This is a genomic window from Collinsella aerofaciens (genome assembly GCF_015555045.1).
Lineage (GTDB): Bacteria > Actinomycetota > Coriobacteriia > Coriobacteriales > Coriobacteriaceae > Collinsella > Collinsella aerofaciens_W.
The window spans coordinates 1-13,876 of the sequence record NZ_JADNJQ010000001.1; the positions used below are offsets into that span (position 1 = coordinate 1).

General features: G+C 64.1%; 16 protein-coding genes and 1 pseudogene. 1 reads left to right on the forward strand and 16 read right to left on the reverse strand.

The window, feature by feature from the left end:
* Positions 1-723: 723 nt before the first annotated feature.
* The 16 genes and pseudogenes from I2E45_RS00005 to I2E45_RS00075 all read right to left on the reverse strand — a co-directional run bounded on the left by I2E45_RS00005 (position 724) and on the right by I2E45_RS00075 (position 13,686).
* The gene (locus I2E45_RS00005; RefSeq protein WP_195443420.1) at positions 724-1,035 is read right to left on the reverse strand and encodes a hypothetical protein; all 312 of its coding nucleotides are present in this window, start codon (positions 1,033-1,035) and stop codon (positions 724-726) included.
* A gap of 3 nt (positions 1,036-1,038) precedes the next feature.
* The gene (locus I2E45_RS00010) at positions 1,039-2,100 is read right to left on the reverse strand and encodes an N-acetylmuramoyl-L-alanine amidase (RefSeq protein ID WP_195443423.1); all 1,062 of its coding nucleotides are present in this window, start codon (positions 2,098-2,100) and stop codon (positions 1,039-1,041) included.
* A gap of 48 nt (positions 2,101-2,148) precedes the next feature.
* A complete protein-coding gene (locus tag I2E45_RS00015) occupies positions 2,149-2,457 on the reverse strand; it encodes a hypothetical protein (protein ID WP_195443426.1) in 309 nt (102 codons plus the stop codon).
* 12 nt (positions 2,458-2,469) lie between these two features.
* On the reverse strand, positions 2,470-2,805 hold the full coding sequence (locus I2E45_RS00020) for a hypothetical protein (RefSeq protein WP_138378118.1): 336 nt from the start codon (positions 2,803-2,805) through the stop codon (positions 2,470-2,472).
* Positions 2,805-2,975, reverse strand: coding sequence for an XkdX family protein (locus I2E45_RS00025; protein WP_138378119.1), 171 nt, complete (start codon positions 2,973-2,975; stop codon positions 2,805-2,807). Before I2E45_RS00025 ends, I2E45_RS00020 begins: the two co-directional genes overlap by 1 nt.
* Positions 2,975-3,301, reverse strand: a complete 327-nt coding sequence (locus I2E45_RS00030) for a hypothetical protein (protein ID WP_195443429.1) — start codon at positions 3,299-3,301, stop codon at positions 2,975-2,977. The genes I2E45_RS00025 and I2E45_RS00030 overlap by 1 nt, the downstream gene beginning before the upstream one ends.
* Before the next feature lie 118 nt (positions 3,302-3,419).
* Positions 3,420-4,649 (reverse strand): RNA-directed DNA polymerase, encoded by a 1,230-nt coding sequence (locus I2E45_RS00035; RefSeq protein ID WP_195443431.1) that lies wholly within the window; start codon positions 4,647-4,649, stop codon positions 3,420-3,422.
* Positions 4,650-4,841: 192 nt separating this feature from the next.
* Positions 4,842-4,979, reverse strand: a pseudogene (locus I2E45_RS10320) (DUF6273 domain-containing protein); the annotation flags it as partial.
* A gap of 34 nt (positions 4,980-5,013) precedes the next feature.
* Complete coding sequence (locus tag I2E45_RS00040; RefSeq protein ID WP_229058740.1) at positions 5,014-5,484, reverse strand: hypothetical protein; 471 nt, start codon at positions 5,482-5,484, stop codon at positions 5,014-5,016.
* A gap of 105 nt (positions 5,485-5,589) precedes the next feature.
* Positions 5,590-6,504 carry a DUF6273 domain-containing protein gene (locus tag I2E45_RS00045; protein WP_195443433.1) on the reverse strand — a complete coding sequence of 305 codons (915 nt, stop codon included), beginning with the start codon at positions 6,502-6,504 and terminating at the stop codon, positions 5,590-5,592.
* Between the two features lie 13 nt (positions 6,505-6,517).
* On the reverse strand, positions 6,518-7,243 hold the full coding sequence (locus I2E45_RS00050) for a hypothetical protein (protein ID WP_195443434.1): 726 nt from the start codon (positions 7,241-7,243) through the stop codon (positions 6,518-6,520).
* 11 nt (positions 7,244-7,254) lie between these two features.
* Positions 7,255-7,509, reverse strand: a complete 255-nt coding sequence (locus I2E45_RS00055) for a hypothetical protein (RefSeq protein ID WP_195443436.1) — start codon at positions 7,507-7,509, stop codon at positions 7,255-7,257.
* Positions 7,499-8,581 carry a hypothetical protein gene (locus I2E45_RS00060; RefSeq protein ID WP_195443438.1) on the reverse strand — a complete coding sequence of 361 codons (1,083 nt, stop codon included), beginning with the start codon at positions 8,579-8,581 and terminating at the stop codon, positions 7,499-7,501. The genes I2E45_RS00055 and I2E45_RS00060 overlap by 11 nt, the downstream gene beginning before the upstream one ends.
* On the reverse strand, positions 8,574-10,883 hold the full coding sequence (locus tag I2E45_RS00065; protein ID WP_195443440.1) for a fibronectin type III domain-containing protein: 2,310 nt from the start codon (positions 10,881-10,883) through the stop codon (positions 8,574-8,576). Before I2E45_RS00065 ends, I2E45_RS00060 begins: the two co-directional genes overlap by 8 nt.
* A gap of 3 nt (positions 10,884-10,886) precedes the next feature.
* Positions 10,887-13,484, reverse strand: coding sequence for a tape measure protein (locus I2E45_RS00070; protein WP_195443443.1), 2,598 nt, complete (start codon positions 13,482-13,484; stop codon positions 10,887-10,889).
* Entirely contained in the window at positions 13,477-13,686 is a 210-nt protein-coding gene (locus tag I2E45_RS00075) for a hypothetical protein (RefSeq protein WP_138378128.1), read from the reverse strand. The genes I2E45_RS00070 and I2E45_RS00075 overlap by 8 nt, the downstream gene beginning before the upstream one ends.
* Here I2E45_RS00075 and I2E45_RS00080 point away from each other — a divergent pair.
* Positions 13,672-13,875, forward strand: a complete 204-nt coding sequence (locus tag I2E45_RS00080; RefSeq protein ID WP_195443445.1) for a hypothetical protein — start codon at positions 13,672-13,674, stop codon at positions 13,873-13,875. The genes I2E45_RS00075 and I2E45_RS00080 overlap by 15 nt on opposite strands.
* The last annotated feature ends 1 nt before the right edge of the window (position 13,876 follow it).

Sequence of the window (13,876 nt, forward strand, 5' to 3'; positions counted from 1 at the left end):
GCGGTGTCCCCTCCCTTTCAAGAAAGGGAAGAGGCGGGGCATGCCCCGCCTCTTACACCACATCTCTGCGCGCTACCCGCCTGACGGCTAAATCGCCTTCTGAAGGCATGAAATCGCTGTTACTAAAATGGTAACAGTACTCATATTTGCTATTTTTTGCCCGCTGGCTTTGCGATGATGCCGGGGTCCGCACCCTGTCGGGTTCGAATCCCGGCATATCGGTAGCAAAAAGCCCGCTACCGCGAGGGTAACGGGCTCTTCAATTCAAATGGTGCCCCCAGCGGGATGTCCGCGTGCGGCTGGCGCCGCCCGCTTCCGCTGCGTCGCTCCGCTCCTTGCGTGCTGCGCTGGAAAACGCTTGCGCGTTTCCTCAGCTTCGCACCCTGTCGGGTTCGAATCCCGGCATATCGGTAGCAAAAAGCCCGCTACCGCGAGGGTAACGGGCTCTTCAATTCAAATGGTGCCCCCAGCGGGATGTCCGCGTGCGGCTGGCGCCGCCCGCTTCCGCTGCGTCGCTCCGCTCCTTGCGTGCTGCGCTGGAAAACGCTTGCGCGTTTCCTCAGCTTCGCACCCTGTCGGGTTCGAATCCCGGCATATCGGTAGCAAAAAGCCCGCTACCGCGAGGGTAACGGGCTCTTCAATTCAAATGGTGCCCCGTCCGAACAACTTCTCGAACCGAAATATGCTCGTTCGGGACGATCGTTCTGCTTAGGATACCACGCTCTAGGCTTGCGGCATAATCGCCTGGTCACCGTTCTCGTCGAGGTACGGCATGAGGTACACGCCTCCCTCGTCGGTGGTGAGCAGAAGATACTCGTGGTTGTAACGGTCGCACACGATCTGCTGATGCACGTCATCGGGCAGGTCGTAGATGGGGCCGTCGGTGCGGGCTGGCGATACGGTCATCTCCTGCGCTCCCATGGCCTGCCTGGCGCATGAGGCGGCGGCGAACATGATGAGCAGCAGGAGCACCGCCGCCACAAGCGGGCCGCACCCGCCGTTGCGGTCTTCGTCGGCGGGGCTTGGGTACGGCATCACCTACACCCTCTCGGCGTACTTCTCGCCAGAGGCGGTTTCCACGGCGATCCAGCGCTTGTAGCCGGAACCTCCCGTGTAGCGGCCCCAAACGTAGCCGTCGGCGGATGCGAACGTGCCGTCGAGCGTCACGGTCTCTCCGCGATGGTAGGTGGCGACGGTCGAGTAGCCGGTGCCCGCGCCGGAGCGCACGTTCAGGGCATCGACGCAAATGCGGTACGTGCCCGCCGAGTTGCCAGTCTGCACTTGAGCGGTTCCAACGCGCACGAGGTAGTCGTTCGGGTCGTAGCCGCCCGTGGGCTTGCCGACGGCGATGTAGCGCGTATGACCGCTGTCGCTGGTGTAACGACCCCACACGTAGCCGTCGGCGATGCAGTACCAGTCGTCGAGGTTGACCGTCTCGCCCTTGCCGTAGGAAGCGACCACGGAGCCTGAAAGCGCCGGCACGTCCCGCACGTTCAGGCAATCGACCGTGCAGCGGTAGGTTCCGTTGAAGCCTGTGCCCTCCTTGCCGGTGTCGCTCGGCTGCTCTGCCGGTACCGATGGCGCGACGGTCGGGGCGCTGCCGCCGTCGAGAATCGCGTTCACCTCGGATGCGAGCTGACCCATGCGGGCATGCAGCCACGCGCCGGGGCAATCGGTCGAGGAGAACATGCGATGCTCGGTGAGCGTGGCGTTTCGCGTTCCGTCGTATGCGAGGCGGAAGCCGTAGCGGCGGCAGATGTCGGCGCACAAGTTGACGAGCGCGGCCCACGTGGCGTCGGTGAGCGAGGAGTCTGCGTTGTTCGCGCACTCGATGGTGATGGCGCGGTCGTCGTTCCACTTGCTCGCGGAAGTCCAGGCGCGGTCGTCCTCGTCCACGCTCATGGCGATGTCGCCGTCGTAGCCGATGCAGTAGTTCGAGCTTGCCTGGCGGGCCGTGGCCGCGAAATAGTCGGCGCACTGCCTGCCCGTCCAATGGGCCGCCATGTAGTGCGGCGTGATCTTGCAAACGCGGTTGCCCGAACGCCCGTTGTTTCGGTTGCCCGTGATGTTGACGTAGGTGCAGAGGCTACTCTTCGTCATCGTCGCCCCTTCCGTCGTTAAGCTCTTCCAAGGTCTCGTCATCCATGGCTAGCCCTCCTTCTTCACGTCGCCGAGCGCCAGAAGCGAGTCGAGCCACTTCGACGTGACGCCCACGGCCTTGAAGGCGGCGTAGGCCACCTGCACGCCGCCGACGCAGGCGAAGATGGAAGTCACCCATGCGCTGGGGTCGGTCGGGATGCCGTTCGCCATCGCGGTCAGCGCGCCGCACAGGGCGGAAACCGCGATTGCGACCCATCGGGCGGCGTTGCCGCTCATGGCCTTGGTCTTGATTGCCTGCACGAGGTACGGAACCACTAGAACCGTCACCACGGTCAGGGCTGCTTGGATTGCGCTCATTTCGTTTCCTTCCTAGTCGATAACGGGCTGGTTCATCGCGTCCGTGTAGAGGCGCGTTCCCGTGCCGTTGCCGCCCAGCCCGTGGTAGGCGGCGTAGACGCCTTCGAGGTGCTTTCGGTCGGCGACCGTGAGGCCGTGCTGCTTGACGGCCTGCTCGTGGATGTTCTTCAGCTCACGCCAAAGAAGCGCCCGCATGCCCATCTTCACGGCCTCGTCGGTGGCCCGTTCTTCCTCGGAACGCTCGACGGCCTTCTTGCCTTGCGACTTCAGCGCGGCCACGAGGCCCGAGACGATAGCGCCGACGAGGCCTGAAACGAAAGCCGTGAGGGCTACCGCCTCGATGTCCATTACTCGGCCTCCGCGTACTCTTCCCCGGTGATTTCCTTGTACTCGTCGGCGGTGATCCATTTGCACTCGACAGCCTTGTAGACGCGCGCCTTGCTCCAAAGGTCTTTGTCGTAGTACTTCTTGACCTTCGCGAAGTGCTTGGAATGCTCAACGGTTTTCTTCGTAGCCATTACTGGTCACCTCCCACGGTCATGAGCAGGTAGTCGATGTTCGCCGTGTTGGTCTCGGTCTGCGTCGGCTGGGACGCCTGCTCGCGCATCTGTTCGAGCAGCGCCGGGAGGTCGGGCACCTCGCCGTTTGCGTAGGCGGCGAGCGCGGAGGTGTAGGCGAGCTTTCGCGCCTTCCGCTCCACGTACTCGTCATCGTCGAGAACGCCCGCGTCGTGCGCCGCGTCGGGGTCGCCGATCTGCGACAGCAGGTCGCGCAGGGCGTTGACCTCGGCCACGGTGCCGTCTCGAAGCTCGTCGGGGCGCGGCATGTCTTCCTCAGTGTCCATGCGGACTCCTTCCTTATCGGGGAATGTGCCGCCATCGTATTAGCGCCGTGAGATTGCCTGGCCGTTTGGGCGGGCGCGAAGAAAGAAGGCGCGCCGCAGCACGCCTTCGCTGTCTTGGTTATTTCGTTTTCGACCCGTCTAGGCCGCCGTTTTGAGTTGCCGCCCTTCCGCTATGGCGAGGGCGTTCCGCCCGAATCGTCTTTCGGGCTTGGTTGCATTGAGCAACCCCCCCCGCGAGATTTTCGAACAGGCTGCGGTACAGCGCGTCCATGGCCAGCACGCTGCGGTGCGCGTCCAAGTGAGCCATGCCGCCGCGCCAGCTCTGGTAGCTCTGCTGCACCTGCTCGGGCGTCATGACCCCCTCGGCCACCATGCGGGCCATCTTCTTCAGCTTGCGTCGCTCGCGCGTGATGGAGTCGCGGCACGGCTTCATGACGATGCGGCCCGTTTCGGTGTAGAAGATGCGCTTCTTCAGCCACGTGAAGCCGCGCGTCAGCTTCACCATGCGGGTCTTGCGCGGGTTCAGCGCGATGCCGAGCTTCGCGCACTCGTGCTCTATCAGCAGAAGGCACACTTGCAGGTACTCCTTGAACTCGTGGATCAGGTAGAAGTCGTCCATGTAGCGCCCGTAGGCCTCGGGGCGCAGCATCTCGGCCACGTAGTGGTCGATGCGGTTGGGGTGCGCCACCGCGCATATCTGGTTTGGCTCGCTGCCCAGGCCCAGGCCGACCTCGCCCTGCGCGTCTATCAGGCGGTGCTCAAGGGCGACCACGCGCGGGTCGAGCAGCGCGTCGGCCACCTGCCGCTTGACCGGCTCGTGGGCAATGCGCGCGAAGTAGTCGGAGAAGTCGCCCAGCAGTATGTAGCCATCGCCGCCGTGCCTCCTCCAGTTGTCGGTCAGGTGGCGCTTGAGCAGCTTAAGGGCGTAGTCGGTGCCGCGCCCCTTGATGTTCGCGGAGTTGGCGGCTATGAGGGTGGGCACGATCGCGGGCACGAGCGCGTTCTGGGACAGCGACTTCTGCACCACGCGCTCGGGGAAGTGCACGGCGCTGATATGCCTCAGCTTGCCGCGCTCCCATAGGTCGAAGCGGATGAAGCCCCGGCATATGTCGCGGCCCTCCAAAAGGTCTTGGCGCGATTTCACGGCGTTTCGCAGGTAGTCCTTCATGTACCGCTGCGTCGAGGCCTTCCACATGACGCCACGCGCGGCCTGCTTGGAAGCCTTGCACAGGCTGTTGAGGTCGGCCACCGTCTCAAGGGTGCACGCCTTGACGCGCTCGGCCTTGGCCCTGGCGCGCTTCTCCTCGCGGCGCTTCCGGCGTGCGGCCCGCCTTTGCTCCGAGTTCATAGAAGGCACCCCGCACGGCTTGCAATGTGGCTCTGACAGCCGCTTGAGGTATGGCCATGAAACGCGGCGAAGCCACGGAGCGCCGCGCCATGCAAGCAGCGTCCGGCCACCCTCGCGGGGTGCGTATTTACGGGCGTAGGCCCGATGGTCGCGCCTTCCTTCCTCTTCGCGCTCTGCTTTCGGCACGCTGGCCTACTCGGTCTGGCAGTAAGGGAATCCGGGGCGGGGGCGAATCCAGGTGTTCGTCGCCGAATTGTAGTTGGCATTGCCGTTGTTGTTGACGTAGCACACGTTGGACGAGGAGCCACCCATGACGGAACGCAGCCACCAATTGTACCGATATACAAGGCGGGACCGCCGCCCATTATAACGAACGCAGGCGCTCTAGCTCGGCCTCGGCCTCGGCTATGCGCTCCTCTGTCGTCTTCTTGCCGGTGACGCGTACGTTCTTGCGCGCGCCCTTGAGCAGTTTGATCTCCTCCTCGACCATGCCCGCCAGCGCCTCGAAGCGGTTGGCGTTCACGGGCAGGCCGATGTCCATGAGGCACTGCATGTCGAGCATCAGCTGCTCGCAGTCGGCTATCGCCAGCGTCAGGTAACGCCTGCGCTCAAGCGCGTTGAACGAGCTGTTGGGGTAGAAGCAGTCGGCGCGGTTGACGTTGTACACGATGCTGCGCGCGGTCTCCACCGTGGGGACTGCGTTCAGCAGCCTGTAGGCTTTCGGCACGACCGACGAGGAGGCCATGAGCTTGTTGACCTCCACGCGGATGGCGATGGCCTGCGTGAAGAACTTGTACTCGGACACCTCGCGGTTTCGCTGGTAGACGCCGCTCATGGCACCTCCCGGAAATAGTGGCGAAAAAAACGGCCCGCTGCGCGGGCAGGGATGCGACCGCGCAAGGCGGTCGCATCGAAAGAGAAGTATAGAGCACTCGGCTGGCTAGCCGACGAGGAAGCCGGGGCGGGGGCGAACCCAGGTGGCCGTCGCCGAATAGTAGTTGGCATTGCCGCCGTGGTTGACGTAGCACACGTTGGACGACGAGCCACCCATGACGGAACGCAGCCACCAGTTGTACCGAGTTCCGTTCAAGCGGTGCGCGGTATCGCGGAACAGGTCGAACTGGCAGTCGAAGCCCACGCTGTAGCCCTTGGTGCCCCACACCGGGCAGCCGTACACCTCCATCTCGGAGGGCGACCACACCTTGCCGATGTCCTGCCAGCCCCAGCTGTTGGAGTCGCTGAGCGCGCCGCTCGCGCTGTAACGCTCCTCAAGCAGCACGCGCTGGGTGAGCAGGTACTTGGTCAGCCCCTCGGGCAGGCACGCCTCGAACAGCTTCTCCCACGCCTTGAGGTTGCTGTTCAGGTACGGGTTCTTCACGTCTGCGGTGCCCTGGTTGGTGTTCGCGGTGTTCCACATCAGGAAGCTGTCGTTGGCCCCGCCGGTGACGGTCTTGGCCACGGCGACGGGCGCGGACGCGATGAACGCGATGTGGTGGCCCTTGGCGCTGTCGCCGCACTGGTAGTACGGGTCGAAGTGCGCAAGCAGGAAGCGCACGGACTGCTGGGCCGCCACGTTTGACGCGCTCACGAGCGGCACGTCGATGTAGTCGCCGACGCGCAGCCCAGCGAAGTTGCCGGCGGCGATGCGCTTGTGCAGGGCGTCGTACACCGTACCGCTGCCGATCTCCCCGGCAAGGATGGTGGCGATGTTCTGCCCGCCGTACTTGCCGATGAGGCTCTGGCGGTTGTACTCCGCGTTGTTGAGCGCCAGCTGGGCGTTCTCTCGGGCCGTGCCGTCGATGAGCGTGTAGGTTTGCCCGTCAATGCCGAAGCGCTCTGCGTTCACTGTTGCCATTTGAGTTTCCTTTCTATGCGAGCACGATGGTCGTGCCTGATACCGAGCAGGTGGAGCCGAGCGTGACGGTTCCGTTGCTTATTGACGCCTTCGCCGACGGGGCGTAGACGGTGCCGCCCATGAAGAAGAACTTGCCCGTGGCGTTCGCGAGCATCGAGGCCAGCTTCTCGTTCTGGCTGCGCAGGTCTGCGATGCTGGAATCGCCGACGCTGCCCTGGGCGATCGAGTTGGCGATCTGTAGGGCCTGGTTTGCCGCCGCGTCGGCGCGCGAGGCCGCGCCACTGGCGGCAGCTGCGGCGTTCGACGAGGCCTGTTGGTCTGCGATGTGCTCGTCATGGCGTTTCAACTCGGCCGTCTTTCTGGCGGCCTCGTTGCTTTCGCGCGTCGATTCGGCAGACTTGCGGGCGCTCTCGGCGCTTGCTCGCGAGGACTCGGCCGTTTTGCGGGCGTTCTCGCTGTTGACGCGGGCCACTTCGTTGTTGGCGCGGTTCACCTCTGCGTTGAGGCGCGAGGTCTCGTTCGAAGCCCTTGTTTTCTCGGCCGAAACCCGCTTTTCCTCGGCGGCGTTGGCGTTGTCCATGGCCGTCTTGCAGTTCGCTGCGGCCTCTTGCGCCGCTTCCGCCGAATCCATGGCGATGGTCGATGCAATGTAGTAGATCTTGCCGTCGGTCGTGCGCACCCTATCGACGTTCCCGTTGGCGTCGAGCATCAGGGCGGCGTATTGGGTCGTTTCTGCCATCAATACCTCCCTTACTTGGCTATTAGGCCCGTGACGATAGCCTGCGGGCCGATGGTCTCGACGATGCAACGGTCGCCCGCCTTGGCCGCCGAGCATGCCGTGGTCATCGGAAGCCCCGAGAGCGTCGTGCCGGATATGGCGACCGCGAGCGTCGCGCCCGAGACGGACTTCACGGTGCCGAAGCCCACGGAGTGCCCCGAGCCGCCTTGCGGCGAGAACAGGGCGGCAAGCTGTTCGCCCGCGTCGGCTATGGTGCTAGCGTTCAAATCGCCTCATCTCCAATTCCATCGGGCATCCTCCCACGAGGGTGAGAGTCTGCTTACGTATCGCGAAGTTCCCGAAGATGCCGGCGCTCGGCCAGCGAACCTCGATGGCGTCGGAAACGCCCACGGGCGCGTAGACGTGCGTCACCTTCAGGCGGTGGATCGCGGATTGCTGGGTGCGCAGGAGGGTCGCCGCCTCGGCGTTGGCGTTGGCCTGCCGTTCAGCCGCCGTGGAGCCTGCCGGAAGCTCGCTCTTCGTGTACTTGGCCGACTTGCGCCAACCGCGCGTGACGGTCGAGTACTGGCTGTTGGGGTCGGAGTCGATTGCCGTGCCCCTTATGCTTTCGTCGGATGTCGAGTAATCGACGTGCACGACGTTCGCCACGCCCGATTTGTCCAGCTCCTCGGTGCCGCCGTCCTCGAAGCGCGCCCGCTTGCCCTCTTCCATGACCATCGCTGGCGCGCGCTTGTCAGGCTCGACGTAGCGGCGCAGCAGCACGCGCCCCATCGGGTCGCACGACGCCGAGCTGAAGCCCGCCGCATCGAGAAGGGCGTTTACGGCCTTCAGGCGGGTGGCGTAGTTGCTCTCCCCGTTGCCGATTGCCCCGATAACCCACGTGGTCGTTAGCGTGAAGTCGGACGGGTTGGCGATAACCTCAAGGCCGACCTCGCGCAGGAGCTTCGCCGCCTCGCCGACGGCGTTGCTGCCAGCCGCAAGCGAGCGCGGGGCGTCGAACTCGTCTTCCGCAACCTCGGACAAGCGGCCTGATAGGTCTGCTTCAGACGAGTTGTAGCCAGTTGAACGCTTTGGCGTCGATACGACGAACGTACCAAGCGGCTCCGATACCGTTGTGTCGTCCGGGAACGTGGCATCGAGGTAGATGCGCAGGAGGTCACTACCGAGGTCGAGCGTTCCGAGGTAGTCGATCTTGCCCGTCTCGTAGCTGGTGTCCTGGTTTCGCTCGATGCTCCCGCCGTTTCGGATGTTGCGCAGTCGCTCGACATCGAGGCCGGTCTTTCGGTCAACGCGCATAAAGCGGTACGAGGCCGTGAATCGCTTTTTCCAATCAGGCATTGCTCGGCTCCTCGAACACATCGTGCTCGACCTTCGCCGATGCCGACCAAAGCCCCGCAGATTTAAGCGACTCGTTGAAAGTCATCGCACCGAACGCGCGCTCGCCGGCGAGGCCGCGCCACCAGCCCTGCCACTGTGTGCGCATGATCTTGCGGAACAGGTCGTGCCCGTCGCGTTCGAGCAGGCAAGAGGCCGATGTCGCAAGGTCTGCCTCATCGAGCGCATACGACTGCGGAAGCCCACCGTTTTCCCCGCCGTCGGCGAAATGGAAGCTGTTGAAGCTTCGCGCCGCAGATGTCGAGTATTTGGCGTCAAGCTCCATCTTGAGCAGCGTCGAGGCATCCTGGCCGAAGTTGAGCGCCATGCACTCGGCGTGCAGGTTCGCCTTGGCCTCGGCGTAGGAAGACGTTCCGTTCGCCGCAGTGCCAGTTGCGCGGTACTTGAAGTCGGCGTTGAGCGGCGGCACGCGGTCGATGGTTTCCTGGGCATCGAGCAGGCTCGACGTGAGAAGGTGGTCGCCCTCGTCCAGCACGCGCTCGACCACGAAGCCGACGCATTTCGACGCGTCGCCAAGCACCAGTTCGTCGCCGTCGCACGTGATCGTGCCGAGCATGGGTATCTCGCCCGTGTCCTCGTCGTAGGCCATCGGGCCTATGATCGTCGTCTCCTCGACGTTGTAGGCGGAAACGCCGTTCTCCACCTTCACGTGGCACGTGAGGTCATCGCCGTACGTCACGGTGATTACGGGGGTTGCCGGCTCCGCCCAGTGCGTCTTGAACCGGCGCGTGGCCGTTTTCGACAGGCCCGAGCCGCCCGTCACCGTCAAGGTGAGCAGGTAGTCGATTCCGTTCTTGATGGTCGTGTAGCTGCCAAGCTCGACGGGCTTCATGCTCGTCACGTCGGCCGTGGCTATCGTCGCTCCGCCGACCTCGGAAAGCGTCAGCGTGGCATTGGCTATCCCTGTCTCGTCGGAGGCCGATACCTGAACGGTCATCGGCACGGAGTCGATGAGCACGCCGTCGGTCGCAGGCGAGGCAACCCAGCACGACGGGTAATCGGCGACCACGAACGGCACGTAGTCAGACCACGCGCCCCAATCGGCGTGCAGGCCCTTGGTGCGAACGCGCACCCTCCAGCTGCCCTTGGCGAGCGACTTCTTAATGCTCTTCGCCGTGGTGACGCTTTCGGTGATCGCGCTCGGGCCGCTGAACTCGACCTGCGCGGCGGTCTGCTGCGAGCCGTCCGGATGGTTCGGAACCCACGACACCGCCGCCTGGCTTCCGGTGGCCACCACGGTCGGCGCGGTGACCTTCGGGGCGAGCGGCGGCGTGATGGTGGTTACCGAGTTCGACTTCACCCACGCCGAGGCGAGCGAGCCGCGCTTCGCCTGAACGCGGTAGACGACCGTTCCGGCTGGCGCGGCCTTGTCGTGCAGGTCGAGCCATGCGGGGTCTTCGCCCTCGGTGGTCGTCGTTATGCCCGCCCACGTCGAGCCGCCGTCGACAGATCGCTGGACGCCCCACGCGTTTGCGTACGCCGCGGCGCCGTACACGCGCAGGGTCACCTCGGTAGCGCCGGCCTTCACGGCCTCAACGCGCGACGGCGCGTTGGGCGTGGTGTAGGTCGTGCCAACTGACGCGTGAACGGAGTTGCCGCCGGGGCCGTGCGCGCACAGGCGGTACTCGTACTTGTGCCCGGCCTTGGTCGAGTTGTCCGTGTAGTTCTGGACGTCCCACGAAACGTCGGCGATGTTCACCCATGAGCCATCGTCGGTGCGGCGGTCAACGTAGACGCCCGCCCACGGGTAGGCACCGTCCATTCCCGTGTAATCGACGTCCCAGGTTATCTTCTGCGACGTGTCGGACACGCGCTGCAGCTTGCAGTTCTTGGGCGGATGCGGCTGCGAGTAGCCGCGCTGCGGCACCCATGCGTACACGGTCGCCCACGCGTCGCCGCCGGCAGAGCCGTAGTAGTTGTTGTACGTCTTGCCGTAGACGTGCACCTGCACCGGGCAGTTCCAGCCGCTCGCGCCGCGCGGCACGTCCACATCAAATGTCACCGCGTCGCGCGTCGCCCAGTTGCCGTAGTTGTTCAGCACGACGTCGCGCGAGCTGCGCACCGAGCCGTTCACCACGACGTCGTAGTGCGTTCCGTACTCGGCGGCGTACTTGTCGTCGATCGCTGCGGTGACTCGCAGGCGAGTCGTGGTGTCGTTGACGTTCCACTGGCTGTCAACGGAGATGTAGCCGCGATACCAGCGGTTGCGGCCCGCGATCTGTATCTCCCTTGTGTGCTCTCCCACGGGCTACCTCCTCGCTGTGGATGAGCGGCGGGCTGCGGCAACCAAGGTGTCGATGGCGTCGGCCACCGCCACGTCTGCGTTCGCCGTAGCTCCGTCGATTGACAGGTAATAGGTGTCGCCACCGGAAACCGAGCCGACGGCTGCCGCCGCCCCGGTCTCGTAGGTGACGCTGTTTCCGCCGAACGACATGCTCAGGTCGTCGGCGAAGCCCGATACGGTGGCCTTCACGCCCTCGAAGCGCTTCTTCAGGCCCGTTTCGAGGGATTGCATGATCCAGCCGCCGTTCGGGATGAGCAGGCGCAAGTCCTTGCGCTTCGGGCCTTTGAGGCTGGCGATCTTGCCCGCGATGCCGGAAACGAAGTCGTACACGCCGCCGATGCTCGACTTGATGCCGTTGAGCAGGCCGCTGATGATGGAGCTGCCGGCGCTGTAGAGCAGGGAGCCGAGGTTCCCCAGCGCACTCACGATTCGCCCGGGAATCGACGACACGAAGCTCACCACGGAGTTGATGCCGTTCGACACGCCGTTGCGGATGTTGCTCCACGCGTTGTTCAGGATGTTGCCGACCGCGTTCCATGCTGACGACCAGATGGATTGCACCGTGGACAGGCCGCCCGATATGAACGACTTCACGTTGTTGATGCCGCCTTGCACGGCAGTCTTGATGCTGTTCCACGTGCTGGTCACCCAGTTGCCGATAGCGCCCCAAATCGAGTCCCACACGCTCTGGATGAGCGCGAGGCCGTTCTGTATGACCGCCTGGATGAGCGCAACGCCGCCGCTGATGACGTTCTGGATGATGCTCCACACGTTCGCTGCCAGCGATTGGATGGCGCTCCAAACGGAACCCCAGTCGCCGTTGATGACGCCCAAGACAATCGTGATGATGTCCTGGATCGCCTGCATGGCGGACGTCACGATGACCGAGATGTACGGCCAAACGGCATCGATAACGCCCTGAATAGCGGTCATCGTCGATGTGATTATCTCGACCAAAACGGGAAGCACCGTGGAGACGACCGTCTGGATAAGCGTGCATGCGTCAGATATGACCTGCTGGATCAGCGGCATGTTGGCCGTTATGAGGTCGGTCACCTGCTGGATGATTGGGCAAACCGTCGTCGTGATGGCTAGCGCCACCTGGCCTACCGCGTCGATGATCGTTCCGATTACGGGAACGAGGCCCGATACGATCGAGGCGATGACCGGCGCGATTGCCGCAACCAGCCCGCCGATGGCGAGCGAGAAGCTGTTCACGACGATTACGGCGGCGGCGAAAAGCCCTTGAAGGGGTTCGGCCAAAGCCGTGAGGCTCTGGAACGCCGGGGTGAGCGATGACGCGATGCTCGAAGCGATGCCGACCATGGAGTTGCGGAACGCCTCGTTGGTTGCCATGCTGTAGGCGAAGATTGCCGCGAAGGCGGTGATTGCCGCGACAGCGACCGCAGCAGGCGCGGAAAGCGCCAGAAACCCAGTGGCAACGCCCTTCAGAGCCGGAACGATGCCGCCCGTAAGCGAGTTGGCAAGCGCGCCGAGCACGGGAATCTGCCCGATGAGGCCGCCAAGCGACACGGCGGCTAGGCCGGCCAAAGCGGCGGCGGCCACCTTACCGCCCGTTCCGAGCTGCGAGAGGTCTACGCCCTGGATCTTCTCGGCCAGGCTGTCGAGGAACCCGCACACCTTCTCGACCGCGCCGCCTGTGCGCGTCAGGTTGCCCTGCGCGTCGTATGTGACGCCCAGGAACTCGCCGAAGGCCACGGTGAGCGGCTTCAGCGCCGCACGGCACGAGTTCAGTACGCCTCGTATGGAGTTGAACACGGGGATGGCGGAGTCCTTGAGCGGAGTCATCCAATCCTGGCCGATTTTCGAGAGCGCGGCCTTCATGTTCGCCATGGAGCCGGTGAAGGTCTCGTTCGCCGCCTTTGCCGAATCGCCGAACGCGGAATACATGGCGTCGGAGAAGGTTTGGAAGTCGATCTTGCCAGCCGTGACCATCTTGGAAACCTCGTCGGAGGACTTGCCCAAGTAGGTCGATAGCGTTGATATTGCGTTGATGCCTCGGTCGGTGAACTGCGCGACCTGCTCGCCTGAGAGTTTGCCGTTCGCGGCCACCTTGGCCCAAATCGAGGAGAGGTCGCCCAAGTCCTGGCCGAACGTGGCGGCTGTGCCCACGCAGCCGTTCAGAGCCTTTTCCATGTCGTTGCCGGCGGCGACGCCAGATGCGGCGAGCTGGGCGCACGCCTGCGCGGCGGTGTCGAAGCCGAACGCCGTTCCGTCAACTGATTGCTGGATTGTGCTGTAGAAGTCGCTCCATTCGAGCTTCATGCCCTTGAACATCGTCTGGGCCTTCTCGATGTTCAAGGCGCGGCTCATGCCGCCGGTGGCGGCGAGCGTGGTAACGCCTGCGGTAACCGTTCCGATGGCGTTGCCAATTGACTTCGCAACGCTGCCGAAGCTGTTCGCGAAGTATCCCGCCACCTGCGAGCCGACGCCCTTGGCCGTCTCGGTGAGGCCCTTGAGCTTCGATGCGGAGCCATCGACGCCCGAGTCGAAGTTCGAGCCGTCGTAGGTTCCCTTGGCGGAGAGAACGTAATCAGCCATTCAGCTTGCCTCCTCCCCAAGGCGTCCATGGCGGGTTCTTTCGGTGCTGCTCCTTCAGCGCGTCGATCTCCTCGTAGGTGAAGGAGTCCTCGCGGAAGGAGCCGTTGCGCTTTTTCCAGAGCTTGTGGCGCTTCTTGGACAGGCAGTTGGCAACCGCCACCTGTACGGCGTCCTTGAAGAGGTTCGATTGGTCGACGGTCACGGTCTCAAGCTCTTTGCGCACGAACGCGAGCTGCACGGGCGTGTGCTGCGCGTACTGCTCGTAATCCCAACCGAGCCTGGCGGCGAAGAACGCGAAGTCGGCCTCCCTGCGGAACAGGGCGGCGTCTTGCGCGGCTTCGCCGCTTTTCGGCTTGGCGGTGAAGTAGTCGAAGCCGGTGAGGCGCGTTAGG